Here is a 26,574-nt window from a genome sequence, read left to right as displayed (position 1 = left end):
GCCATGAAAATCAATTATAAAAAAATTACCTGCATGTTGTTGCTTGCAGCAACGACGATGTCCATGAACAGTTGCAACGATAAGTTCTTCGATGCGCAACCGGACAACCTATTGAATATTGAAACCATTTTTTCCAACCGTGCTCAAACGGAAAATTATTGGGGAGGATTGTATTCTCCGATCCAAGATGTTTGGAACCAGCCATACTCGTTCTTCTGGTCAGCGATCACTGATGAAATGGATGTATCCAATTGGCAGGAATTCCCTGCGAATTCAGGAGCGTTATCAGCTGATAATGTAAATACCATGTATGTCACTTATTACAATAAAATCAGACAGGCTCAGATTTTCATAGATAATGTTGACCGCTGTAAGGAACTACTGACAGCAGAGAATGGTGCTACATTGGTGAAAGAATACAAAGCGGAGGCGAAATTCTTAAGAGCTTTTTATTACTGGTCGGTCATGAAAATGCATGGTCCGGCAGTAATCCTTCCTTTGATCAGCGAAGATGCAGCAGGAGATAATTACCAGATTCCTAGAAGTTCTTGGGATGAGTCGGTTGCATTTGTTATTGCGCAGATCGATGAATCGATCAAAGACCTTCCGGTTGAACATTTCCAAATGGGAACAACGACAGCTGATGGTACACAATTAGGTCGAATCAATAAAATGGTCGCCGAAGCAGTAAAATCTGAAATCCTATTGTTCCATGCCAGTCCGCTTTATAACGGTAATACGGCTATGGCCAATTGGAGAAACTTAGATGGAAAGCAATTGATCAATCCTACTTATGATGCTTCACGTTGGCAAAAGGCAGCTACCCAAGCAAAAGCGGCAATAGATTTAGCAGAAGCCAATGGTAAGGCCTTATTTGTAAAAACGGGTGCCAACGATTTTGAAACAGCATTTCTTTCCACTAGAGATGTATTTTGGGACGGATATCAAAAAGAAGGAATTTGGATGCGTCCAAACACCAACCGCTATCAGTGGGAAATCCATGCTTCGCCAAGAGCGATCTCGGGTACAGCTTACAATGGATTAGCCGTTGTTCAAGAGTTGGTGGATGATTTCAGGATGCAAAATGGACAAACGATCCAACAAAGCAGCACATATAATGAAAATACCTATTCAAGTGCAGAGACTAGATACTATGCAGAAGGAACCAATAAAATGTATATGGACCGTGAACCAAGATTCTATTCCTATATCACATTTAATGGATCATTGATTCCGGGAGCTCCAAAATCAGGGATGAAATGGGTAGAGTTTTTCGCAACAGGTAACTCAGGTAAAAATGGTGCCCCTAGGGATTGGCCTAAAACAGGATATACCGCTAGAAAGAATATTCACCCGTCATTTTCTGTGGACCCATCGAATGCCACTAACCGTGCAGCCATGTTGATCAGGTTATCGGAGCTATATCTAAACTATGCTGAGGCATTGAATGAAGCACAACCTAACCATCCAGATGTATTGGTTTACTTGAATAAAGTTAGAACAAGAGGTGGACTTCCAGCCTTGACATCAGGTCTATCACAAGCGCGAGTAAGACAAGAGATCCGTACGGAGCGTAGAGTAGAGTTATGTTTTGAAGGAAAGCGCTTTTTTGATGTAAGAAGATGGAAAGTTGCTGACCAAGATGGTTACAGACAAGGTGGAAATTATGAAGGAATGGATATGACCAAAGGTTCGGCTATCAACAGTCCTGATTTCCATAAACGTGTGCCGGCAGTATTGAGAGCACCATGGGAGGACAAAAATTACTTTATGCCTTGGCATCAAATGGAAATTGACCGTAATAAACAATTGGTACAGATTCCAGGCTATTAATCATGAAATTTATGAAAAAGAATAATAAATCATTTATTGCAATCTGCATAGGGTTATTGGCCATGGTTTCCTGTAAGGAAGACATCCCAACCTATGAAGAATTGAACGATACCCGAGAAGAAGCGAAGTTAAATGTACAGAAGGCTACTGATGGCAGACAAGACCTTGTGCTTTTTCCTCAGGTCGATGAAAGAAAAGACCAGTTTAGGGTTAATTATGGTGGGGTAGGTTTACCAGCTGAAGATCTACGTATAAGCTTTGCCCAAGACCAAAAAGCCTTGGACAGTGTCAATAAGATCCGTGAAATCAATGGACAGGAGTTGCTATTGCCATTTCCGGCAGGAAGTTTCAATATCGATAAGGAGTCTGTCGTGATCCCTAAGGGGAAGACCAGTTCTGAATATCTGACACTGACCTACAATCCTAAGAAGTTTGATCTGAGTAAGGAATATATGTTGGCTCTAACGGCTTCGAATGATCAAGGATATTCCTTTTTCCCTACTGGGAAAACCATTCTCTATTATGCAGCGGTAGTGGAGAAGGTCCTTCCAAAAGCAAAATGGGAGGCTAAGGCAGATTCTGAGGAGCTGACTGGAGAGGGGGAATCAAATGGTAAGGTAAAATTTGTGATTGATAACAGTATCAATACGTTCTGGCATACGCAATGGCAGGGTGGTCAACCAAAATTCCCGCATTGGGTAGAGGTTGATTTCAAGGAAGACCTGTATGTTACTCAAATTGGTTTGACTAGAAGGCAGAATGATTCCAATGGATTTAAAACCTTTGATATTTTAGGTAGCACCGATGGAACCAGTTGGAAAACCCTTGCTGCTGATCAAGTTATGGAAAGGACAGAAATCGAGATGCAGAAATTTGCAGTTCCAGCTCAATACCTGAAAAAGATCAAGATCAATATTAAGGACAATTTCAACAATCAAGCTTCCACTCATCTTGCTGAAATTGATGTGATTGGGTATTAAGAAAAGCGTTAGTTAAGTTTAGATAATTATTAGATTAATTAGGTTATGGTCGTTTAGCAATAAACGGCCATTTTTTATCCCTTTAGTCTGTAAAGTTTTCGTTGTAGTAATCCTTGGACAGAATGCTGAATTTCCATAGATTAATTTTTTGATAGTTAGCCATTCTCACTTTTGTTGTCACAGTCTGGATCACACTAGATTTTCCCTTATAAAGTTGTATCATCTTATCCCCCCTAAAGTAGTTGTCCGATAAATAGTAGTTGTTAGATTTTAATTTTAAACGGTAATTTTTAAAGATTTGAGGGTTATAGATATCAATAGAGATACTTTTTATAACTTTTTGAGGCGTGATTAAAAGATAGATTCTTGTCTCTTCATTTTTCTTGGTAAAGTGGCTTTTGGCGAATCCTCCAACTTTATTGGCCAGGTACTCGGAGGCATTGGATGCTGTATAGTTCAAGATTATTAAAGTGTTGTTATTGTCATTTGTTAAGCTGACTATTTTCCAATCTTTCTTTTGAAGATAACTTATGCTTTTGTCGGCATGCATCTTTTTGAGCATAATAATTTGCTCAAGGGATAGATTTTGGGCATAGTTTAAAGAACTGATAAAGAATAAAATAAGGGTAAGTATTTGTTTCATTTGAAAAAGTTTATGCAAAATTATATTAATATTTCCTATTAGTTAAATGTTTATTAAAAATTTAATGTGTTTTTAATTGCCTAACATTTTGCTAATCTTGATGGAAGAAGTCGTATTGACGCGCTGAGATGGCCGTTAATATTTACTTAAAATCCAATAAATTGAACATAAATGATTATTTTATGCTTGATAACGATTTAATATTAACACACTAGCTAGTTTACTATGGAAAACAGATTGGAAAAGGAATCCTTAGAATTGATCAAATCGCTTAAATTACCAGCATTAGTTTCAGAAATTTTCAATGGGAATATTTCAGATCCGGAGATAGATGAATTGATGAAATATGATTATCATAAAGCTGACTCGATTTTTGAATTAAGTGAGGAAGGACGAGAAATCTATCATGTGGAAAGATTTATGCCAATTTTACAATTCAATAGTTCACAGATATTGGCTTATGATGTTTTGCGATCAGGATTTATTCTTTATGATTTGGAGGTAGGAATAGAAAATCCACATGCCTATACCTGGGATGGTGTATGGTTAGATGAGGTTTCTTTTTGGTGGGAAAACGAATGGCAGGACGATGAAATCCGTAAGGTGGCCAAAGCGCTTGATTTGAAATACGTTGATGAAATCATAGAAAGTTTGGAGCAAAATGATGAAGAAGGTACGCTTTCCACTTTTGAAGAAAAAGATGCTTGGTTGAATAAAATGATTAATAAATATGGATTGAGGGTGGGATAAAAGGTATTCTTGGATTGCCGTTAGGATGGATCTATATCGGATTAGAAACCGATATAGATCCATTTTTTGTATTATATCATGGGATTATGATGTTGAACCTTTTCTGAATTACATCCATAAATACATAATGAACAATAAGACGATGCCAAAAGCCCATACCCAGAAGAAAGCATATTTAATATATTTTCCCAATTCCACATTGGCTAATCCCACTGCCAACCAAACAGCTGGTGCAAATGGGCAAATAAATGTACCTACAATATTTCCTACCATCATAAACTGGATTGCCCTGCTGCTATCGACTCCATATTCCGAAACGATCTGTTCGATGACAGGAAATAAAGCGAAATAGGTCGCGTCTGTACTGAGCAAGAGTTCAATTGGAACACCGAGAAATGCGATGATATAGTGTAGATTGGGAACCGCCTGTTTTGGTAATACTTTTACGAGATCATTGGCAATGGATTCAAGCATACCACTTTCGCTGAGGATACCCATAAAAGATCCTGCAACAATAATTATGGAAGCCATTAATAAGGCATTGGGGGCATGAGCCTTTATCCGTTGCATCTGTTGATCTTTTTTCGGAAAGTTTAAGAAGAGAATGATACTGCAGCCCAACATAAATATTAAACCCGGTGGCAATATTCCAGAGAACAATAATATGAAGATAAATAGAGCAATCAGACTGTTTAACCAAAGTGGTTTAATATGTTTTTTGTCAATATGTGTTGTATGTTCCATTATTTCTGGGTTTTCTTCTTCAAGTGTTAGATCAACCAACTTTCCATTGTTCTTCACTTTCTCTCGCCAACCAAAATAAAAGGCCATCATCAGGACCAACAAAAAGCCCATTATCTGTATTGGAATCAAAGGTTTCCATAAATCAAAGGGGTCCATTTCCAGAACAATGCCGGCTCGGCCCATTGGGCCTGCCCAAGGGATCAGGTTCATGACTCCAGCACTTAAACCAACCAAGAGGAGTAGCAAATGGGGGCTCATTTTTAGGCGTTGATAGATAGGGAGCAAGGGAGGAATCGTTAAGAGGAAGGTTGATGCTCCGGACCCGTCAATATGGGCTATGGCAGCTATTATTACCGTACCGCAAGTGATGGCTATCGGATTGGAACCCGTTTTTCTCAGAACAAAATTTATTAGGGGGTCGAAAAACCCGATATCCTGCAAGATCCCAAAAAAGAGGATCGCAAAAATAAACATGACAGCAATCCCAGTAACCTTATTGATTCCTTCAGTATAGAAGGTTGCAATTTCACTTTGGGAAAACCCCGCCAGCATTGCAGCCGCAAGCGGGACAATACTCAGAACAACAATGGGAGAAAATCGCTTACCCATCAAAAGAATAACAATTACCAGGATTGTTATCAAGCCAATAATACTTAGCATATAAGATTTATTTTAATTGATTATCTAGGGAGATATATTTTAAGCAACAAAAATTAATCATTGATAAAATAATTATCTTTACAATTGGGTTGCAAATTAGTGATCTATTCAGGAATTAATAGGAGATAAGGAATTCGGAATGGTTTCTAAAGCTGTATAACGCTTTCCGAAATATTTCCGAAAGAACTAAGGGCTTAATTATCAAAAAATTTATGGTGGTTTTATCTAACAAGGAGGATTTGATTGAATTAATTGAACGGGTAATTGAAAAGTATGAAAAAGATACAGGCAATATCATCAATAAAAATACCAATCGGGAAAATTATGTAAAATTGGCCAAGGTCTTGAGTGAAATCAGTAAACAATTGCCGTATACTTCCTCGGACCTATTGCATGAGGAATATGAAGAAGATGTGCAGCCTAACCTTAGCTATCCTAATCGAAAATATGATATTACCGGTGGTCAATTGAAAGATGCGTACTTTGGGATCGTCAATAAGCCTCGACCATATCTGATCGATGCATGTTTAATTTATCTGACGGGCAAGGGGGCTGGAGCAATTCGAGAATTTCAATGTGCAACAGCTACTCGCTGGTCTTTGCTTCAAAGAAATTTGGGGCTGAAGCCTAAAACGCTAATCACCTTACTTGTATCGAGTTTTGTCCTTATCCTGATATTTGGAATTACTGTACTTCAATTAGGCAGAAATAAGAATATTGAAACTGCTTACCAACCTACATCAGCTGAAATAAAGGCTTTATCTGGGATTTGGCTGTACTATACTGGAGCACCTCAAGCTAGATCCAATGAACCGGGACGATTTCGTCAATTTGTAAACAATATCGTGGAAGTGAAGTACCATGACGGGAGGTTTGAATTTATTCGGCATGGAGCTAATATCAATCATTATGGTCATATGGTCTACAATTCGCCGACAGTTGTGTCAATCCATAGTTATGTGAAGCGAAAGAAAAATGGGGAAGTCCTATCGCCAAGTCATTCCTTGGCAAGGATGGATAGTTTGAATAGAAGTATGGTTGCATTATCTGCTACCTGGAGCTTTGAATCAGAGAATAGGGATGAAATCATTGCTATCCGTAATCTATATAAAAAGCTGGCAGATGATGGACGTTTGTCGGAAATCAAAAATACTCAGGACAATGCAGCCTGTAAATGCAAGATTATGGAATGGCGGTTTGGAAATAATAGCAAACAATTTAAACTTCAATACCAACATTTGGATAAGCACGAAAATGAGGAGTTGAAAATGAATTTGAATGAAGAAAGTATTTTATTGTTGAAGCCTCGAAAGGATGTAGTTTTGTTGGAATAAAATCATGTTTATTTACTTGAATCTTTTCATTAGTTTCTTCTTGATTATTAATAGATTATTAGCGGTAATATGCTGTTTTTCAGTTTGTTGCCTTCTTCCCTAAGTATTTTTGCCACTTCACTCATTTACGGTTGCTATTCACTCATAACCAAGCTTTTGCTACTGTTTAACTAGTAGTTTTAAGGTTCCATTTTTATCAATAGATAATTTGGTTCTTTCTATTATTTAAACAAAATTATCATGGAAAACTTGTTTTCATTTAAGGTTAAGGAAGGTCAGATACTTCCTGATACCGGAGTGCTCAAAAATCTGAATTGGAAGACGGTGGGAGAAGTTGGTTTGGAAGGGACGGCGATGAAGCTTTCCGATTCGCACGTGGACATGGAATTAGAAATACCGGATGATCAGCTCAATGAATTTACCTTGACTTTGGAGGTAACTCCAGACCAGGTAAATGGAAATAAACAGATGATATTTGAGAGTGAGGGGAAACCGATCTCACTTTATTTGGATCCTAACGGAAATTTGATCACAGAAATGGAAAGTGATCAAGGCGTGAAAAGCTTAATGAGTTCCGAACCAATGCCAGCAGGCAGGGCTAGTACCATCCGCGTGTTAAAATATGCCGATGGAAAGGCCGAATTGGAAGTCAATGGGAAAGTCGTGGCCACTGATGCCAATATGGGCAAAATAAATAATTGGGGCAAACAGCAATTCCGTTTAGGGGGATCCTTTAATGGTTCTGCCAATTCTTTCCAAGGGAGCATTGCTAAAATAGAAATGGAAAATGGTGCGATTAGCTCAAGCTTGCTGCAGGAAAGGGCAAAAGAGGTGGGCATCATTTCGCAAAAGATTAAAGCAGCATTAGATATTCAAAATATCCTAGTCCATATAGATTTTAATGAAGGAAGAAGTCAATTAAAAAGGATCAAGCAGGTCATGCAGTCCTTAGGGATTAAGTCTATCGATGATTTGGGTACCTTGAAGCTGGAAGGCAGTAAAAGTATTAAGCCAGGCGATGTATTGATTGGCAGAAAGAGATCTTTTTTAGACTCGGTTAGATGGGAGGCTGTGTCAGAAGCCTTCAATTCGGCAACCATTACCTCCAAAGTGGATATGTTGAATAATAAACTGGGGAATGCCAAGAGCTTCAAACATTTTGATATCAAGAAAACAACTGTACCTAATATACTGGGGCGAGGAGGGAACAGAAGGAGGGGTTTGAATTTAGGTGCTGCCAATCCACAGTCTACCGGGATGAAATGGAAGGATCTTTTTAAGGAAACCGATGGAAAAATAGAATTAAAGAACAAGACCGATTTCAAGAAAACCTTTGAAGCAATAAACCCTTCATTATGGCCTACTTTGACGGAAGGTTATCAGGTCATGGGAGGCCCATCAGTAATCGGGCAAAGGGAGACGGTCATCATTGCCAAAAAGATTGATTTAACCAATGTGCATTTGGAGGTTTCAGCTGATGTGGAGACCCTGACGATATATGCGGAAGAGTTGATCTGTGGGCCAGATGCGTGGATTATTTGGAAAAGACCAGGTGGATTTACCCCGGCACGCACGGATGATCCTTATTTGAATGGTTTACCGAATTATAACCGTTCACCGCGGAGTCGGGACTATGATAACCATACCGGAAGGCAAGGTGGTCGAGGAGCTGATGGTATGGTTGGGCAAAATGGAGCGGCAGGTAGAAATGCACCCAATTTAAAATTATGGGTAAAGGATTTGAAGAATCTTCCAAATATAGATTTGAATGGTGAAAACGGTATTCAAGGAGGCCAAGGGCAACGCGGTGGGAATGGTGGCAATGGAGAAGGCGGACGATTTGGGAAAGCGTGGTTTTGGGGTTCTTGCTATAGTGAAGGTGGGAATGGAGGCCGTGGTGGGGACGGTGGCAACGGTGGAAATGGAGGAATTGGTGGGGTGGGAGGAAATGCCGGTAATATTTCCATCGGCGTACTTATAGGAACTTTGGAACAATCTGTTACCCAACAAAGTTTTAAATGGAAAAATCAAGGTGGACAGGCAGGTTTTGGAGGTCCCGGAGCTGAAGGTGGTGATGGTGGACAGGGTGGCAGACCGGGAAATGGAGAGGATTGCCATGGTGCCAGGGCTGGTGATACGGGAGCGAAAGGACAACGTGGTTATGATGGACCTTTGGGGCAATATAATGGACAGGATGGGGAAAATGATTTTTTTCAATTCACTCAAGCTGATTGGGATGAACAGATGACCTTGCCATTTATTACTTCCGCAAGCACCTATGAAGTTTTTCCCGGCGATAAAATAATCCTCAAAGGAAATGTCTTTACGAACTCTGATACCTTTATTTATGATGGAACTGTAACCTTGTCAAAAAACTTGCTTCCTGATGGTACAATGGAGGTGACCATGCCGGCTGATGCAAAGGGTGGCTCTAAGGTGATATTTTTTAGGAGAGCCTCAGATAATAAGGAAAGTAATCGCATTATTGTTCGGATCAAACCTCAACTGGATGAGTTTGTAAACGGACTGATTCCGGGTTCTTTGGTGGAGGTCACAGGGAAAGCATTTTTGGATGGAGCAGCGATCTTGGTCAATGGTCAGAGTCTACCTACCACGGTTTCGAACGCTGGAACAAAACTGAGTTTTACCATGGTAGGAGTCGATGAAGGAATGCAGGTGGGAGTTGAAAAATCCTTACAGGTCCAGAATCCTGATGGTATGCGCAGTAATATCCGTGTTGCCAAGGTGAAGGGGATTCTTGAAATTCGCTTTAAATATGGTCATAACAATCTAGGGTTCCATAATCCTAACATCGGTAAGCCAAGTTGGGATACCTTTAAGGCAACCTTTGGAAGTTCAGAAGTTTGGCATGAGACGATCGATCCCATATTTGGACATCCTATCCTTACCGCTGCATTTTACGCCTTTTATTATTACTTCCTGAAAGGGAAGGGAGATGGTGGATTAGCTACAGGATTTTGTACATCGATGTCGGCCAAGGTTGCCGATAACCTGTTCAATGAGAACCTGAATATCTCGACCATTCCTCAGGCAGATATTATGACTGAACTCACCGGTATACATGGCAAGTTGTTGAGCAAGGAATCTTTGCTTTATTTTCATGATTGTGGAAGAAGGGCAGGAAAGAATATTGAAACTGCCATAAGGCAGATTGAAACCACCTTCCTGAAAGGATGTGATCGGAATAATTCACCTTTGCTGTTTTTTGTTCCTTCGGGTGAGGTTTGGGATAGTGGCTATTTTGATAAGTTAAGTGATTCACATTGTATCTTCCCTTATAAATTTATATATCCTGACAATCATCCCGGAGCGCAGCTTTCTGCTGATGGAAAAACAACGATTAATAGTTTGGATGGCGTGCAGCTCAAAGTATGGGATTGCAATAACCATGATAATGAAGATTGTTTCCTAACTTTTTCTTTAGAAGATGGAGAATTGCGATATAGCTACAACAAGAAGGCGGGCTTTACTTTAAGTAACGGAATTACCTTAGCTATGATGAGCAATGGAGCCTATAATCTGGCGGATCATGATATGCCGTTTTCTGGACCTTTTGGTTTGAGCACTTTTATTTTAGACTTTTTGTTGAGTCCGGCAGATATAGAAGTTACCGATGCTGAAGGTAGAAAGACCGGTAACTTTGATGGAAAGCTGTATAGTGATATTCCAAACAGTCATCCTTGTTATCTTATCCCCGGAGCTTATCTATTGCCATTTGGACAGAGCTTGACCCGTAATATCAAAGGCACTGCAAATGGCAGCTATACATACAATAGTATCATGCCGGATGGGGCGATGATAAAGCTAGAAAACATAGAAACCAAGAAGGATGAACGTGATATCTTGATGGTCAATGCAGATGCTACACAGATTAGGTTAAAGAGCCAAAGGAATAAACCATTGGGACTGACCTTTTCTAGGGTCATTGAAAATGAAATCCGAAGTATTAGCATAAAAGGATTGCAATTGCATGAAACCGAAGATGTGGACATGACCTTGGCACCCGACTTAAGCTTCTGTCGATTTGCTAACCCAAAAATGATCTCCGAGGTATCGGTTGAAGCAACCGTAATGGATGCTACAAAAGCTGTTAAATCGAAACTCATGAAGAGCATACAGGTTCAAGCAGATGCTGACTTGGTATTTGCCATGAGTAATTGGAAGGATATGAACTTTCAATTGGATTCTATTGCTTACTAGCAAAAATCAGTGGCAAAAAGATTGATTTTGAAGCCATATTATTAAGGTTTCTGGGGTTGTTGATGGATTGGCGGTTGAATAATTAAAGTATTATTAAAAAATCCCTGATTTCAGCTATAGGTATGCACTTGGTTTTGGAATAATTTTGTAATAACAATTTGAAATTATGTTTCAATATTGGATTTGAAAACAAGTAAAAAATAAAAAAGCATATTATGATAAGAAAATCTTTTGCATGCCTAGCCGTATTAGGCGCATTGACCCTAGGAAGTTGTGGATCTAGCTCGAAGAATGCAGCGGAGTACAACAATTCAATCATTACAGTGATCAATGAGAATGAGTCACATATTGCCAATATGAACTCAGCAATGACCTCTGCGGATTATGCCAAAGCAGAAACCGTACGTGGCGAATGGGAAAAAGCTTTAAGTGCTGATATCAAGAAAGTAGAAGATCTTGGTGATTTTAACGGAGACGGTGAATTTCAGAAAGCTGTCGTGGATGGCTTAAAAGGTTACCAGAAAATCGTAACGGATTCTTATCCTAAATTGATCGAAATCCGTAAGAACAATGTTGAAGATCCAGCTACGGAAACTAAGTTGTTGGATGATATCAATAAAGCGTTTGAAGATGCTGCGAATAATGTGAACAAGGCTTCAGATGCCTTCGAAGCAAAATACAATAAGTAGGTTATTATTAAGTCAAATAAAAATAGCCCTGACCTGAAGGTTGGGGCTATTTTTTTATAGGTTTTAAGATTTTTAATCAAATTCTCCAAGCATTAATATTCCATTTGTCCCAAAAAGATATCCCCAGTTATATATGGAATAAATTTTATTTCCTATCTTGAATAGGATAATCCAAAATGCATCTAAACCTTTTTATGTCTAATATATGAATCAACTTTTCAAATCACGTTTCTATTATTTCACTTTACTTTTTGTTCTTGTTTCTATTAAGCCTAGTTTTTCACAGTTGAAATTTCAGATTAACGGAAAAATTGATAATTCGGTTTTTCGTCAGGCTGGATATACTATTGAAAATGGGGATTTAATTACCTTAGATTTTATAAATCTAGAAAGAATTGATTCAGCGATGGTTTCCAATGATCAGTTTCAATTTACTGGACAGGTAGATATTCCCTCTGTCGCCATGGTGAATTTTAAAGGAGGTGGTTTTCTTCTTTTAATTGATGAAAGCGACTATCAAGTCGTTGTAGCCGTTTATGAGGAAGGAAAAGGAAGATACAGTTATGGTGATATCAGGATAGAAACACAGTCTCCATTCTTCAATCTTTGGAAAAATCTAGGAATGAGAAAAGGTGATCTAAATGATCAAAAACTAGAAGTTCAAGATTTACTAAAGGGGGAAATTACAGACGCTGAGCGGAATTCATATGAAGATGAACTGCAACAAATAAATGAAAAGTTGGCTGCATTGTATTACGATGCTTCAAAGGAACATCAAGATACTTATGAAATGACTTATTTGCTGCCAGCGGCTCCAGATTTTTCCTATTCCAGGTACATTGATTATTATAATAAGTTATCTGATGATATTAAAAATAGTTTTTATGGCGTAAATCTCTATAAGAGATTGCTCTTGACTAAACCAAATTAAATGAAGTTTCACAAATTAGTTCTTAGCAGCATTTGCTTTTTGATTTTTATTAATCACTGCTATTCTCAAGAAATAAATGAGAAAACCGTCCAACTTAAGGTGAATATCCAAGAATTAAAGGATTTTAATGATAATGTAAAGTTGATCTTTAATAGAACCGATACTATAGACTTAGTAAATAAATCAAAAACCAGCTACGAAGGAGAGTTGAAAAGGAATTTTGATTTTAAACGACCTCAATTCGCTAGGTTAATGGTTAATGCCGATGGAGTAGGTCAGGACGTTAAAATTATTCAATCGCCATACTTCCTTATTGACAGCAGTAATATTGTAGTGAATTGGGATTTAGGCCAAGTTTTTTCAGTCGAAGGAGGTCCTGAAAATCACATGCTCCAATTGTTCCATAAAGAGGAGCAGGAAGCTGCTAGTGAAATAAAAAACTATTCTATTGGACTCGACAGGGATATTATTGATTCTATCAATCACGTGAAGAACATAAAGCTTTTGAAGCTTATTGAAGAGAGTGTTGATTCCCATTCCGCCTATACAAAACTGCTTACTCTTTTGAGGCCATCCTCTTTTGATCTGAGAGCAGAGATTGAAAAAACTGTTTCTTCCTTTAGTAAAAGTTCCTTTAGCGATGAAGAATTAAGTTTGCTAAAAAACAGATATGAAGAATATGTCCAAAGAGTAGAATTCCAGAATGACCCAAGTAACTTTCCGGTATTCTCCACCTTGCCGTTTCAAGAAACTCCTTCCTTTGAATCATTGAAATTAAAACACGATTATCTCTTAATTGATGTATGGGCGCCTTGGTGTGGACCTTGTTTGGCTCAGCATCCTACAATTGATTCCCTCTATTCCGCAAACAAAGACACTAAAGATTTTACCATTGTGGGGCTTGCCATTTCATCCAATAAAGACCATTGGCTTGATTATTTAAAAAAAGGAGTTGTAAAATATCCAAATTACTATTTGGATTCAGATAATTCAGAAATCTTCAAAAAAGGATTAAATATTATTGAAATTCCGAGATATGCCTTGTTAAGAACCAAGGACTTCAAATTAGTGGAACAGCAAATTGAATTTAATGAGATTGAAAGTGTCCTCAGGAAATATAAATTGATTGAATAAAGTGTTGTTAGAGAAATGGGGGTGATGATAATGCTTTGGAAATAAAGGCTTGGTAATGAGTAAGGTTCAGCAAGGTTAAACATGAAATCTACTCTTGAAAGGACATCAAAATAATACTCTATTAATAATTAATCGTTCTAAATATATTGGCATTGAGTTTGCCTATTTCCTTACAATCCACCTGAATGTGATAGGAATTTTTTAGTTTTGGGTATCACACTTTAGGGGGAGAACATAAATCATTATTATTTCCATCAGGAAAGAATGTTTGGGAAAGCTATGAAATACGAACGAACAATGATACTTAAACAGAGGATTCGCAATAATTACTTAAAATATATACTTACCGGAACCTTTTCCGTTATGCTGGTTGCAGGCTATGCGCAAGAAGAGAAAAAGGAGCAGGTGCCTACCAAACCATTGGAAAGAACTAAACCACAGGATATGGATTCCATTGAGGTGGTTAGGGATTACCGTCCAATGTTGGCAGATGCTGTAAAGATGCGCCGGAGTCCTGAGATGAACATCGACCGGAAAGCTTTAGAGGTCGAACTTCGCCAGATTGCTGCTGGTATGTATTTTAAGAAGAATGGTTTCAAGGAGCCATATCACTTTCCTCTGCCACAGAAGTATCCTAATGCTAAGGGCAGCAATATTGACAACAACAGGATCGGTATTATTGCCTATAGGGGTAAGGAATTTGAAAGAGCGACTTCCATTCTGAAGAAAGTAGAGCCGGGAGATGCATTTTATCAAAGTTCCATTATCGCCTTAGGCTATATGGCTCAAGAAAGCGGAGATAAACAAGGCGCTCGTGACGCTTTCTATAAAGCTTCAAGACTTAGTTTCGACGAAGATCTAAAGGCAGATGCGCTATATAACTACGCTAAAATCTTATATGACCTGGACTCTGTCCAAGCCTCTTTAGTTCCCCTTCAGCAATTTATTCAAATGACCTATGACAATCTTGACAAAGAGGAGAAAGGTTCAGAGACTACAGAAGTAAGAATGGCTAAGGTTTTGGCGGGTTCCAGCAATTTTCAGGTTGCTGTCTACCTATTGGAATCATTCGACAATAGGGAAGAGGTTGCCGATAGGGTCTACCAGAAGATAACCTATTACAGAGGGTTGGAGTTTTACAATGAGCGTGCCTTCGAGAACAGTATTTCCATGTTCATGCGTTCCGAGAAATACCCGTTTGATACAGAAATGGCAGCATTAGCTACCTATTGGAAGGCAGAAGCCATGTACGAGGTCCGTAAATACGGTGAAGCGGTCGATAACTTTACCAAATTCCTTCAGTTGCCCGTTGCCAAACAAACCTCTGTGTACAATTATGCAAATTATGCCTTGGCATACTCAGCATTCCGTATCAACAGATATAGTGTGGCGGCGCAGTACTTTGAACGCTTTCTTGCATATGAAGGAGGGGGATTGGATAAAAACACCCGATTTGATGTGATTGCACGATTAGGCGATTCTTATCTGTCCATGCGAAACTATGGAAAAGCCAATGAATACTACGATCAATTGATCGATGAAAAGGCACCAAATCAGGATTATGCCTTGTTCCAACATGGTATTATCCAAGGATTGCAGGGCGACAATGAAGCCAAGCTCAATACTTTGCGTTCAGTAGTGGAGAAATTCCCTGGTTCCAATTATGCAGATGATGTGGCCTTTGAAATCCCATATATCTATTTTGTGAAAGGTGATTACGATGTTGCAATCGAAGGTTTGCAGAAGATGATCGAAAAATATCCTCGTAGTAGCTATGTTCCGAGAGCATTGATGACCATTGGGCTTGTCCAATACAATAAAGACGATTCCGAAGCTGCGATGGCTACCTTTCAGAAAATTGTAAAGGATTACTCTAAAACCAGTGAGGCCTCACAAGCCTTGCTATCCATAGAAAATATATATCTTGATCAAGGTGATGCCACCAGTTATATCCAATATGCTACCAGTACGAATATCACTGACCTGAGTCCAGCGGAGCAGGATAACCTAGCTTTTCAAGCCGGTAATACCTTATTCAACAGAGGGCAATATGGTCCAGCTGTGGAAGCCATCAATGCCTATTTTGATAAATTTCCGAAACCTAGGCAAGAGAAACATGCTCGATACATCAGAGGGGTGAGTTTGTACCATACGAACCGACCTGAGGAAGCCTTGCATGACCTAAACATCATCTTGAACGACTGGACAAGCCAGTACACCGAGAAAACCTTGATGACTGTTGCTGCGCTGTACCTGAAACTGAAGGAATACAACGAAGCTATCGTGCACCTCAAAAAACTGGAACTCAATTCAGATTATAAGGATAACTATGGCTATGCCATTACCAACCTGATGATCTGTTATTATGAAATCGGTGACTATGAGCAGATGCAGAATTATGTGGAACTGATCAAGAATTACAATAAGGCAACCGAAGCAGAAATTGCAACCGCCCATCTTTATAGCGCCAAAGCTTATGAGAAAGAAGGGAATGCAGAGTCTGCTTTGAAGGAGCTGAATCTGGCAGCACTGAAAAGTAAGGCTACAGCCAGTGCAGAAGCTAGGTACCGTGTAGCTGAATTGCAATATGCCAAGAAACAATACACAAAAGCACAGGAATCAGCCTTTGATGTAATCAATAACATGGATAACAATGATTATTGGGTTGCAAAGAGCTTTATTCTCCTTGCTGACACCTATGCCCGCAAAGGCGATGCTGTACAGGCAAGAAGTACATTGGAGAGTGTTATTGAAAATTACGAAGGCGATGATGATATCATCCCTGAAGCAAAAGATCGTTTGCAGAAATTGAAAAAGAAGTAAAAGGAAAAGGTTTATTTACGGGCTTAAGAGTCTTAATAAGACCATAAACAATAGAAAAAGTCTTTCAGGATGTCCTGAAAGGCTTTCTTTTTTTATTAGGATTCAAGACATTAAGTTATGTTAATACATTGCCCTCAAATTTTCTATTAAAGGATTAATGTAACGGAATAAAAAAGCGTGTAATATGCATTGGTATCTTTTACCCATTGAACCTGAACAGGAAGCACATTCTTTATGTCCTTGATATTATTTTCCTCAATGTAGGCTTTTATCTTTGCCTCTATTTTTATTCCACCAGTATTTTTTTCATTGGCATGAACATCGACGCTGCCCGTTATTACCTTTATTTCCATATAAATATTTTTGCTGTTATGATTATAGATTGGGATGTGTTGACCTGAATCTTAAATTCTCATCGCCACAGCCTAGCACTCCATCTACCTAAATATAGAGATGATTTCATCCACCGTCACCTTACCAAAATAAGATGTAAGATCAACAGAATTTAACAAGCGCCGAATATCATCTTCATTGTGATTTATTCCGACAAGCTTATTTTCCAATTCTTCAATGGGCTTGGAGGCAAAGAAATCTCCGAAGATCTTAACCGCATTGATCACTCCACCCTGTAAGACATCCATGTGTAGCTCTATAAAACCAGAAGGGACTTTGATTGCATTCTTAAAGTTGTACATAGGTGAAAAACCAAAGTTCCAGTCCCAAGTACCATATTTTTCTACTATTAACTTTTCCACCGCTTTCACATCCTCATCCGTCAACTCATAAACCTTCGCCTGCGGATTATCAATCATCATCTGATCGATTAATGCTTGCTTTATATGTTCTATGCCCACATGATCGGGCAAATATTCCTTTAGGTTTATTACCCGAGAGCGATTGGATTTTACAGCCTTATCCTGAAACTTTAATGGATTTATCTTCAACGCATCTGCCAAGATACTCATCTCCGAATCAAACAGTATGGTGCCATGCTGGATCATCTTCCCAGCCTTGGCGAGCTTTGCATTACCACTGAATTTCTTGCCATCCACCAATAAGTCATTCCGACCTTCCAAGCGGCCAGGTATCCCAAATTGATGTAATACGTTGAGAACTGGCTGAGTAAACTTCGCAAAGTCCATAAACTCTTCCTCAATTAACTTAGTATGGAAAGAAAAATTCAGGTTGCCCAAGTCGTGGTATACCGCACCTCCACCAGACATCCTCCGTACCACTTTTATACCATTTTCCTGGACATATTCTAGATTGATCTCTGCCAATGTATTCTGGAACTTACCAACAATAATTGCAGGAGCATTGATGTATAAGAGGAAAATAGGCTCAGTGGGGTATTTGTATAGTAAATATTCTTCTAGCGCTATATTAAAATAAGCATCATTAGAAGTAGAATCGATAATTAACATATTTTTTATAGGATAAAATCAAAGCTACTGAAAATTTTAAGGATTGGGATTTTCCTGACGGCAAGCTCCCAATTTTTTATGAAATGATTGAGGAGGTATAAGTTTGTTTAGATAACCCCTGGAAGGGGTGAAATATTTTTCTATAACCTTTTTTGTGTCACCCTGAAGGCTACGCCGAAGGGTCTCGGAACTATCCTCTCTTTATTTGAAATGGTTTGCTTTAATGATTATCAATGCTTGAAAATTAATTTATTCTCTTCGTTACTTTTGAAGCGCAAAAGTAACCAAACCGACGAAGGAGCTCACGGATACCAAAAACAACTCGAATCCGTAAAACCTTCGGCCCATTTAAGGTGGCTTTTCGCACCATCCACATCACATGGATAGAATGCCTTGTTGTCGGGAATATCTTCCAAAAGATCATCCCTTTTGATGGGATGATCCATTGAAAGCATTCCAAGGCCAATCCCATCGCACAGGTCGACGGCATTCTATCCATTTTTCCGCCACTGGAAATGAGCCGGAGGCTAAAGGGCTTCCTTTGGAAGGAAGATTTATGTATTTCGGCATTAAAAACCCACAGCATGGATGAAATCTTTGTAGGTTAATGATGGATAATAACGGCCAACCCACAGCGTGGGTGAAATGTTTGTAGAAATGTGAACCCTTCAACGGATAACCCACAGCGTGGGTGAAATATTTTTCCATACCATTTTTGTGTCACCCTGAGGGTCTCCCGAAGGGTCTCGGAACTATCCACAATCACTTGAAATAGATTGTTCATCTTACGATTTACAATGACAACGATCCAAAAAATAAAATAATAGATTCTTCGCTGCGCTCTGAATCCCTCTCTGAGATCTTGTATTCCTCTGGTGACAATGGAAAAGGATAGCTTATTTGTGACTTAAATCCTGCAGGGGAGCAGAAGTATTTTAGGTTAAATCAAAGATGATGTTCGCTGGAAAACCCTCAACTATATACAATAAAAAAAGCTGCCCTTGAGCAGCTTTTTTTATATCATTACGCATTATCTTGATTTAAAGATTGCTTATAAATAGCCTTCTTAACTTGGATACGACGAGCAACAGATTTTTTCTCATAAGCTTGACGCGAACGTAATTCTCTTAAAACACCAGTCTTCTCGAATTTCTTCTTGAAACGTTTTAATGCTCTATCTAGAGATTCTCCTTCTTTTACATTTACAATAATCATAGCTTTTTTGTATACCTCCTTCCGTCGTGAAAATTCTTGGTCTGCAAAGATAAGTAAAGCAATGACATTACGCAAGGTAATTCTAATATAATTTCAAGTCAGCAACGATCTGCTCCAATGGCCGCTCTGCGCTGCATAGAACTGTCTGGATACCAAGCTTTTTAGCTCCCTCCAAATGCTGCGGGCTGTCATCTACAAACAGCGATTCTTCGGGAATTAGATTATTCTGCTCCAATACACGTTCAAAAATCGCGACATCTGGCTTCCGTAACCCCTCCAAATGGGAATAATAGGTCCGTTCAAAAAATACATCATTACTAGGGACTCCATATTTCTCCTGGATATGGTTCATGCAATAAGCATAATGCAGTTCATTATTATTGCTACAAAGGAAAGTACGGTAATTGTCCCTTAGATTCTCCAAGATTTCATGCTTTCCCTCAGGTACACCAATCAACAAGGAATTCCAGGCAGTATCTATCTGTTCATCGCTCAGATCGTATCGGTCGGCCTTCCTACGGACGCCATCCCGAAACTCCGGAACAGAAATCTCACCTTTGTCAAAAGCGTCAAACAAAGAGTCCTGACCATGATGTCCAAAAAATTCATCTACGTTTTTAATCCCTAAATCCATAAAGGCTTGACGCACTTTAGGAAAGTCAATCATAAAGATTACATTTCCATAATCCAGAATAACATTTTTAACTTTTTGCATATAAAAATTTTGTTTTCTCGTCTCAAATATCGATAATTGCATCGTCAAAACGGGTATCCTATACCCATTTTAACAGCACAAAAACTGCGCCTATAGCTCAGTCGGTTAGAGTAGAAGACTCATAATCTTTTGGTCCCTGGTTCGAGCCCAGGTGGGCGCACAGAGAAAACCTGTAAGTTGTTAGCTTACAGGTTTTTATTTTTTACTAGCGGGCTATTTAGGGGGCGGTGATTGTAACAGTTGATTTTATTAACAACTGTTTGATCAATTCCAGAATTATAATTTATTTATTTGGGTAATCTCTGTTGTCTTTAACTTTGAGTCTTCATATTTAGTTCTCACCAATTTCTTTTGTAAGAATAAGTTTTGTGATAATAAGTTAATTTGACTGTATGCGGCCTCCGAAACAACGACAAACCAACCTTCTCCAACTTCTGAGTCTTTTCTTGGAGTCATTTGGATATTACCATTTGACCAATATATAGATTCAGCCATCAACTCGTCTTTTGAGTTTTTCCAAGCAAATAATTTTGTTTGGTCAGGTATCCAGCCCAAATATCTTGCTAAGACAGGATTAATTGCAATCCACTTAGATTTTATATCAAATCTATTAAACCTGTGATCTCTTAAAACAATGATAAAATGTCCATCTACACTTATATTGTGATAATTACTACTTAATTGGTGAAAAACCGAACCAAAAACATAATTCTCGCTCTTGTCCAATTTATCATTAACTGCAAGTTGACACATATATTCTTCCGTAGGAGAACCCCAGTCTAAATTTTTCACTTGGCTGTATTCTGCGATAATTTTGAAGGTTTTATTATAACTCAATAATGATTCGAATAATCTTTTTGATTCATCAATTCTGTCTAACCAATTGTTGCCAACTCCGCCAAATTCACTTTCTTTAATTGTTTGTATGAAATTTGGCTTTTCTATTTCAATGAAATGGGAAACTGCATAATCCTGTGAAATGAAAATGTCTTGAAGATTTGCGTCATCAATCGTGTTTGAATCAATTAATTCATTAATTACATGCATTATTGCTCTACGTGAAGTAATAACTCTTGGTCTTGGGTAAGAATACTTCAAATAAATCTCTTCTAAGTGATTTCTCAATTTTTTTTCATATTCAACAGTCCATTCATCTTTATTGCCGATTTCTTGCATAATTGAGTATACTCTATAAATAAGATTAGACTCGGGGATTCCAGATTCTTTTGATAATATGCTTATCAAATACTTAAATGGACTTATTAGATCATTAGGATTATTTATATCAACATTTGGATAATAATGGTCAACCTCTTTATTAATCTCTAATGTTTGTGGTTCAGGAAGGTGTAAAGAATATACGCTTGGTAAGTCAATATTTGTAGAAGCAGGGATACATTCACCTAACTCATTTAAAATTTGTTTTGCGCTTTTTCGTAGCAAATAATCTTTTGACAAAGCTAAGTTTTGAATTATTGATTTAACATCTTTAATCTTTGAAGAATTCAGCTCTCTTAATGATATTATCACATCCATAGAAATGTAATCATCCATCCTTCCTTTTAATATTTGAGCTAATACGTAGTCATTATTTTGATTGATGTATTTTGCTAATAGAAGAATAGATTCTTCCCGAATTAATGAAACTGGATTCTTTGACAAATACAATAAATAATCCACCAAGGATTCAGAAATTGGCTTCTCAATTGATTTAAGTAAAGGTAGGTTTTCTGCAGGTCTACTATTAGACATTAACCTTTGCAGATAGCCAAATACTTCAACCCAAACATCTTCCTCAACATAGTTTTCCGTTAACAACGGAGCGATATCGTCAAGATGTTCAATATAAGAACTTGGATAATTGCCACTTGAAATATCATGTGCAAATACTTCAAACGCTTTTGAAGATGCAAGTGCAGAGTTTACTTTTTTCAAAGCATTAAAAGCATTGATTCTTGTTCCTCCATCATAAAATTTCACCCAACCAGATTCGCTGGACAATTCAAGGCTTTTATTAGCTAAACTTTCAGCCAAGTCGCAATTACCAATTTCAATAGCAACTTCACTAAGTTTTGCATAAAAGTCAGATTTTCTACCTCCCACACTAACAGTATTGGAAAGTTCATAAATCTGCGAGGAAGTTAATGACGAAGCTATTTTGTCAATGACTTTTGCCCAATTAAAATATGAATTTCCTTGGTCTTCTTGTTGAAGAATTTTTTTGAAGTCGTCAAAATTTTCTACTCGTTTTAAAACTTCACTCTCATCAATTCTTTCGTGACTTTCTTTTAGTGTTAATGAGTTAGATAATGATGATGAATTGTCCTTTCTATTTTTTTCGGGAACGCTGAAATCAGAATAATAGTCATTGATTTTGATTCCGTTTTTCGAACAGAAATTTTCAATTTCAGAAAGCAAAAAATGCCTATTTTCTTCGTATGACTTGATGTTTATGGCTGAAATAATAACAGGTAAATAATTATCAAATAACTTTTCCAGTAATATTTCGTATCCTTTGTTTAAAATCGCTTTTAGTAAAGAAGCGTTGGCTGACTCAGTAAGGAGTAAATACAAACCATTATAAAGTTGAATTATACTTCTGAATTCATCTTCATCTTTTACACGATTGACAAAGTGTTTGATAAACAAAGTAATTGAATCTTTAAAATCAATTAAATCGTTTTCCAATTGCCAAATAGTTTGCTCAAGCCCATCACTAAAATTATGTTCAAACGATACATCTAGTAATTCTTCAGATGCGTACCAATAAGCTTTTCCTTCTGTCGTTTCCTTTATATGTTGTAGATGTGATAAAAACCATTTAATTCTCTCAGTAGCTTTTGAAGGATCTTTAAGATTAATTTTTCTTAACCATTCAATCCATGTACTAAACTGATAATCCTTTCTATATCCAACTCCAATAGTTTCCTGAATAGCTTGTTTAAGCCATTTTTCACCAATTTCCAACTCTCCTAAAATAAGCCATACTTTTGAATGAGCCACACATTCGGAAACACGACCATCAATATCGCGATCTTCTAACATAGAAGTTTCTAAGCTACTTAACAGTTTTTTTGCTTTTTCAGAATTGAATCCATTGTTTAATAAAGATTTTATGATTTTTCTTTGCTCACTTGTACTCCAATACTTAGGTTTTGCAGCAAATTCCTTAAATAAAAGATCTCCTAATGCCTCTATATTTTCTATGCCGTGTTGTGATACAGCAGAAATTAAAAAATCAAAATATTGTCCTTTAGCTTGTGTCAGTTTATACCAGTAACTATTTCGGTGAGAAACATCCTTGTAGTAAAATCTTATAATCGGAAATGCTCTTTTCGTAACATCACCAGAAATTTGATTCTTTACTATTCCATCAGCTAAAATTTGAGTTGTAATACACAACATTCTCTCAAATTCTACCAATACTTCTTCATCAGAATCTTTTATAGCTGACGGTATTGCAGAAGTAATAGAAACTCCTTTCCCAGATAAGTTAAGCAGCTTATTGAGTTTAATTAATGGAATAAACTGGTCTAGAGAACCATCATAACCTAGTGAGTCTTTACCTAAATTCAAAGGCTGCCCAATACCATCAATCCAACTAAGTGTTTCATCAACATTTTGGGTAACTTTAAAAACTAAATCAGCAATGTAAATTTTGCCAATAGGTTTAGCCGTTTTCTTTGTAAAATGAGTTGTTAAAAATGACAGATATTCATTTGCACGGATATTGTCATTTAATTCTAAACATTGTTCAATGGCATATTGAATAAGTTGAAATAGTGCGTTTCTTCCTCTGGATTCATTCGTTCCTATTTTCTCTAAGACGGTTTTTAACTCATCCCATTTGTTTTGATCAATTAAACTATAACCAAGATTAGCGATTAAGCACAAGTGCAAATCCGCTTCTTTTTCCTCAAACCTATTTGAACGCGTATTTTCTGAAAAATTGATATTCTCAATTTTTGATAAAATGTTTTCCGTTGATTCAAAATATGGCGCAGTATAAATCCATTTTTCTAATGAATCTCTGATTTCTACATACCGATGTGAATCGTCAATGGTAATTCCTGAATCGTCAATGATTTCAGGATATGCCAAATTAAACAGAGTTGCACTTTCGGAGTTAAATCCGAATTGAATAAATAAACTAGAAGCCTTGAACGCATAAGCATTGCTGCAATGAAGAATGTTTCCTGTACGCAGATAATTTCGTGCAATATCAGGTTTTCCAATGATTAAATATTCTTCTGTAAATGAGGCGGGGTCAATATTAAACTGTCGCCTTTCTATTTCTGCTAATGAAAATAAATACCTTATAAGTATATTGATGTCTTTAGTTTGTCGGGCTACTTCAATTCCTAACTTTGCGTCTTGTTTTATTTCTTCAACAGGTCTAAAATCCAATAGTTGAGCAGTAAAATTGTCTGGCGTAACCTCTGAAACGAATTTATCATATTGCTGTGCTTGAAAAAGGTGGTGATTTTGTTTCCATGATTTTTCAACCTTTGATTTTAAATAAAAATCAGCAAGTTGGCTGTGGTATTTAAGATTTTCCTCTTGGTCAAATTCGTTTGTTAGATAATTTAATGATGTATGATAAAGAAGAAACTGCTTGAATGAATTATGAAAGAATGCTAAAGTATTTTTAGTTTCATTAAACAATACTTTAGCATTTTCTTTGAATGACTTTAAAACACTTCGTTCAATTCCCCATTCTTGGACAAACTGAATGTTTATTGAACCATTAATCCTTACTATTAATCCCAAAAAATGAATTAAGTTTTCTTCTTGTTGAATTGGATTCCATATTTTTCGATAGTAGGTATCAATACTTCCATCAATGGTTTCAAAAGTGTTTATTGTATCGTCAATAGAATCTGATTCAACGATTTTTTCTATTAAATAAGATAAGTATAGCGGATGCCCTTGTGACTTTTCAAATACTAGTAATTTTTGAGCGTCACTAAGTTGAATTGAAACATTGAGATTGCTTATGTATTTATAGACTTCCTCTTTTTTTAGAGAATCAATTGGAATGGTTCTGTCGCCTTTCTGAAATTCAATTTTAATTTCATGTTGAATGTCGTCAAGGTCGTAAGATTGACTTCCTAAAATAATAAAAACGCCTTCTGGAAGTGAAGTAGGTAAAGGCAGTTCACGTAAGAAACTATTAGTGGTTGATTTGTATTCTCTTGGCACATGGTCTAAACCATCAATAATTATTATGGTTTGCTGACCGCTTGTCGCAAAATCTTCCCCGACAAATTTTAATTGTTCATTGAATACATCTTTTAGAAAGAGTAAATCTTTGTATGGGAGAATATCCCTCTTGTATATTCCTGCTTCTTTTAATTGAAAAACTAAATCAAAAAAAAGATGAGTAGCATTTCCTCTCTCGTGAAAATTCAGATGAGAAGAAGGGTTAACAAAATCAAAAGCGTAGTATCTTACAATTCTTTTTTTTAAACCTTTTGACCATTGATTTAATAAAGTTGATTTTCCAGAACCCGGACTTCCTTGTAAAAATAAATATCCACTTCTGTATTCAGTTAATTTTGAGTTCAGTAAATCAATTGTAGACTGAATTGGCTGGTATCTTTGTCTATCAACGATTAATTCGTGATTGAAAACCGTTTTAAATCTTTCTGCCCAACCTAATTCCTTGATTATTTCTTGTCGGCTAAATTGAATGCTTATTTCTGGACTTGCTACTTTCTCAATAATAAAGCGGCTAATTTGTTGAAGGTCTTCATCCTCTTTAGAAAATCTGGTGTTATTTACACTGAATTTTTTCTGTTCATAGTTTGGCCGAAAATCAAAAACACGAACAAACTCATCAAATTCGTTATTATTAAGCTTTGCTACTTTTTTAAACTCAGCGATGATTGGATTCCATTTTGCATCAACCACTCGATTGGATTTTAATTTTGTCCAAACCTCTGCAAGAAAATTTTCAAATGAACCGATTTTAGTATCTCTATCTTTCAAGCTATCATGTGAAGAAACAGGCTTGTTGGTTATTAAGTGTGGTATTACTTTCTTGTTCGGATTGTTTGTTTTTAAACTTTTCCAACTTGATGTGATAAGAGGAATTAATTCTATAAAATTTGCAAAAGACATTGTAGCATCAGCAATTGTCCATTTTACTTGATAAGCGTGCAGTTCTGAAGTTGTTAAATATTGTATGTCGTCGAGTTTTTCAGCAATGGGGTCAGAAATCCTTATCCACTCTAATTTTTCATTTATTAGATTCAAATAAACAAACCAAGCGAATTCGTCAAATTGTGGTAAATAACCACCTATTGCTGCTCTTTCTCCAGTTGCTGATACTGTACTTTGACTCATTAATTTATCTATTTATATATGTGTTTTTTTGTCGACGATCTATTCGTTAATTTTTCCACTGTTTTTCATTTAGATTTACAGCTAACTAGCTGCGAATTCGATAAAGTGGCAGGATAAAATGCCTAAACCT

General features: G+C 37.1%; 17 protein-coding genes and 1 tRNA gene. 10 read left to right on the top strand and 8 right to left on the bottom strand.

Annotation, left to right across the window (positions count from 1 at the left end; genetic code table 11):
- The first annotated feature begins 3 nt into the window (after positions 1–3).
- Positions 4–1,833 (top strand): RagB/SusD family nutrient uptake outer membrane protein, encoded by a 1,830-nt coding sequence (locus ACWIB3_RS13105; RefSeq protein WP_454291823.1) that lies wholly within the window; start codon positions 4–6, stop codon positions 1,831–1,833.
- Between the two features lie 11 nt (positions 1,834–1,844).
- A complete protein-coding gene (locus ACWIB3_RS13100; RefSeq protein ID WP_454291822.1) occupies positions 1,845–2,813 on the top strand; it encodes a discoidin domain-containing protein in 969 nt (322 codons plus the stop codon).
- Positions 2,814–2,895: 82 nt separating this feature from the next.
- Here ACWIB3_RS13100 and ACWIB3_RS13095 read toward each other — a convergent pair whose 3' ends face one another.
- Positions 2,896–3,456 carry a hypothetical protein gene (locus tag ACWIB3_RS13095; RefSeq protein ID WP_454291821.1) on the bottom strand — a complete coding sequence of 187 codons (561 nt, stop codon included), beginning with the start codon at positions 3,454–3,456 and terminating at the stop codon, positions 2,896–2,898.
- A gap of 225 nt (positions 3,457–3,681) precedes the next feature.
- On the opposite strand from ACWIB3_RS13095, the gene ACWIB3_RS13090 reads away from it, so the two are divergent.
- Positions 3,682–4,206 carry a hypothetical protein gene (locus tag ACWIB3_RS13090; RefSeq protein ID WP_454291820.1) on the top strand — a complete coding sequence of 175 codons (525 nt, stop codon included), beginning with the start codon at positions 3,682–3,684 and terminating at the stop codon, positions 4,204–4,206.
- Positions 4,207–4,314: 108 nt separating this feature from the next.
- On the opposite strand, the gene ACWIB3_RS13085 is transcribed toward ACWIB3_RS13090, so the two are convergent.
- On the bottom strand, positions 4,315–5,610 hold the full coding sequence (locus ACWIB3_RS13085) for a CitMHS family transporter (RefSeq protein ID WP_454291819.1): 1,296 nt from the start codon (positions 5,608–5,610) through the stop codon (positions 4,315–4,317).
- A 212-nt stretch (positions 5,611–5,822) separates the two neighbouring features.
- Here ACWIB3_RS13085 and ACWIB3_RS13080 point away from each other — a divergent pair, with 212 nt between their 5' ends.
- The 6 genes from ACWIB3_RS13080 to ACWIB3_RS13055 all read left to right on the top strand — a co-directional run bounded on the left by ACWIB3_RS13080 (position 5,823) and on the right by ACWIB3_RS13055 (position 16,742).
- Complete coding sequence (locus ACWIB3_RS13080; protein WP_254527304.1) at positions 5,823–6,944, top strand: hypothetical protein; 1,122 nt, start codon at positions 5,823–5,825, stop codon at positions 6,942–6,944.
- 240 nt (positions 6,945–7,184) lie between these two features.
- The gene (locus ACWIB3_RS13075) at positions 7,185–11,165 is read left to right on the top strand and encodes a LamG-like jellyroll fold domain-containing protein (protein ID WP_454291818.1); all 3,981 of its coding nucleotides are present in this window, start codon (positions 7,185–7,187) and stop codon (positions 11,163–11,165) included.
- 215 nt (positions 11,166–11,380) lie between these two features.
- Complete coding sequence (locus ACWIB3_RS13070; RefSeq protein ID WP_254527301.1) at positions 11,381–11,854, top strand: LIC11966 family surface protein; 474 nt, start codon at positions 11,381–11,383, stop codon at positions 11,852–11,854.
- 205 nt (positions 11,855–12,059) lie between these two features.
- The gene (locus ACWIB3_RS13065; protein ID WP_454291817.1) at positions 12,060–12,785 is read left to right on the top strand and encodes a DUF4369 domain-containing protein; all 726 of its coding nucleotides are present in this window, start codon (positions 12,060–12,062) and stop codon (positions 12,783–12,785) included.
- Positions 12,786–13,919: a TlpA family protein disulfide reductase gene (locus ACWIB3_RS13060; RefSeq protein WP_454291816.1), complete on the top strand. Its 1,134-nt coding sequence runs from the start codon at positions 12,786–12,788 to the stop codon at positions 13,917–13,919.
- A gap of 297 nt (positions 13,920–14,216) precedes the next feature.
- Complete coding sequence (locus ACWIB3_RS13055; RefSeq protein ID WP_454291815.1) at positions 14,217–16,742, top strand: tetratricopeptide repeat protein; 2,526 nt, start codon at positions 14,217–14,219, stop codon at positions 16,740–16,742.
- A 146-nt stretch (positions 16,743–16,888) separates the two neighbouring features.
- On the opposite strand, the gene ACWIB3_RS13050 is transcribed toward ACWIB3_RS13055, so the two are convergent.
- The 5 genes from ACWIB3_RS13050 to ACWIB3_RS13030 form a co-directional block, all read right to left on the bottom strand.
- Positions 16,889–17,095 (bottom strand): hypothetical protein, encoded by a 207-nt coding sequence (locus ACWIB3_RS13050; RefSeq protein ID WP_454291814.1) that lies wholly within the window; start codon positions 17,093–17,095, stop codon positions 16,889–16,891.
- 84 nt (positions 17,096–17,179) lie between these two features.
- Entirely contained in the window at positions 17,180–18,166 is a 987-nt protein-coding gene (locus ACWIB3_RS13045; protein WP_454291813.1) for a lipoate--protein ligase, read from the bottom strand.
- Between the two features lie 302 nt (positions 18,167–18,468).
- The gene (locus tag ACWIB3_RS13040; protein WP_454291812.1) at positions 18,469–18,612 is read right to left on the bottom strand and encodes a hypothetical protein; all 144 of its coding nucleotides are present in this window, start codon (positions 18,610–18,612) and stop codon (positions 18,469–18,471) included.
- A gap of 577 nt (positions 18,613–19,189) precedes the next feature.
- Complete coding sequence (rpsU, locus tag ACWIB3_RS13035) at positions 19,190–19,381, bottom strand: 30S ribosomal protein S21 (RefSeq protein WP_093097788.1); 192 nt, start codon at positions 19,379–19,381, stop codon at positions 19,190–19,192.
- Between the two features lie 82 nt (positions 19,382–19,463).
- Positions 19,464–20,096, bottom strand: a complete 633-nt coding sequence (locus ACWIB3_RS13030; protein ID WP_454291811.1) for an HAD family hydrolase — start codon at positions 20,094–20,096, stop codon at positions 19,464–19,466.
- Positions 20,097–20,182: 86 nt separating this feature from the next.
- Here ACWIB3_RS13030 and ACWIB3_RS13025 point away from each other — a divergent pair.
- Positions 20,183–20,256: transfer RNA gene (locus tag ACWIB3_RS13025), tRNA-Ile, on the top strand.
- Between the two features lie 116 nt (positions 20,257–20,372).
- Here ACWIB3_RS13025 and ACWIB3_RS13020 read toward each other — a convergent pair.
- A complete protein-coding gene (locus ACWIB3_RS13020; protein WP_454291810.1) occupies positions 20,373–26,444 on the bottom strand; it encodes a hypothetical protein in 6,072 nt (2,023 codons plus the stop codon).
- Positions 26,445–26,574: the final 130 nt, after the last annotated feature.

This window comes from Sphingobacterium sp. NPDC055431, from assembly GCF_053644255.1.
This window is presented reverse-complemented; position numbering and strand designations above follow the sequence as displayed.

Excerpts from the sequence above, each read along its gene's own strand:
- ACWIB3_RS13050 (WP_454291814.1), bottom strand. The coding sequence starts at position 17,095 with ATGGAAATAAAGGTAATAACGGGCAGCGTCGATGTTCATGCCAATGAA.
- ACWIB3_RS13080 (WP_254527304.1), top strand. The coding sequence starts at position 5,823 with ATGGTGGTTTTATCTAACAAGGAGGATTTGATTGAATTAATTGAACGG.
- rpsU (WP_093097788.1), bottom strand. The coding sequence starts at position 19,381 with ATGATTATTGTAAATGTAAAAGAAGGAGAATCTCTAGATAGAGCATTA.
- ACWIB3_RS13040 (WP_454291812.1), bottom strand. The coding sequence starts at position 18,612 with ATGGATCATCCCATCAAAAGGGATGATCTTTTGGAAGATATTCCCGAC.
- ACWIB3_RS13070 (WP_254527301.1), top strand. The coding sequence starts at position 11,381 with ATGATAAGAAAATCTTTTGCATGCCTAGCCGTATTAGGCGCATTGACC.
- ACWIB3_RS13020 (WP_454291810.1), bottom strand. The coding sequence starts at position 26,444 with ATGAGTCAAAGTACAGTATCAGCAACTGGAGAAAGAGCAGCAATAGGT.
- ACWIB3_RS13090 (WP_454291820.1), top strand. The coding sequence starts at position 3,682 with ATGGAAAACAGATTGGAAAAGGAATCCTTAGAATTGATCAAATCGCTT.
- ACWIB3_RS13075 (WP_454291818.1), top strand. The coding sequence starts at position 7,185 with ATGGAAAACTTGTTTTCATTTAAGGTTAAGGAAGGTCAGATACTTCCT.
- ACWIB3_RS13055 (WP_454291815.1), top strand. The coding sequence starts at position 14,217 with ATGATACTTAAACAGAGGATTCGCAATAATTACTTAAAATATATACTT.
- ACWIB3_RS13045 (WP_454291813.1), bottom strand. The coding sequence starts at position 18,166 with ATGTTAATTATCGATTCTACTTCTAATGATGCTTATTTTAATATAGCG.
- ACWIB3_RS13060 (WP_454291816.1), top strand. The coding sequence starts at position 12,786 with ATGAAGTTTCACAAATTAGTTCTTAGCAGCATTTGCTTTTTGATTTTT.
- ACWIB3_RS13085 (WP_454291819.1), bottom strand. The coding sequence starts at position 5,610 with ATGCTAAGTATTATTGGCTTGATAACAATCCTGGTAATTGTTATTCTT.
- ACWIB3_RS13030 (WP_454291811.1), bottom strand. The coding sequence starts at position 20,096 with ATGCAAAAAGTTAAAAATGTTATTCTGGATTATGGAAATGTAATCTTT.
- ACWIB3_RS13100 (WP_454291822.1), top strand. The coding sequence starts at position 1,845 with ATGAAAAAGAATAATAAATCATTTATTGCAATCTGCATAGGGTTATTG.
- ACWIB3_RS13065 (WP_454291817.1), top strand. The coding sequence starts at position 12,060 with ATGAATCAACTTTTCAAATCACGTTTCTATTATTTCACTTTACTTTTT.
- ACWIB3_RS13105 (WP_454291823.1), top strand. The coding sequence starts at position 4 with ATGAAAATCAATTATAAAAAAATTACCTGCATGTTGTTGCTTGCAGCA.
- ACWIB3_RS13095 (WP_454291821.1), bottom strand. The coding sequence starts at position 3,456 with ATGAAACAAATACTTACCCTTATTTTATTCTTTATCAGTTCTTTAAAC.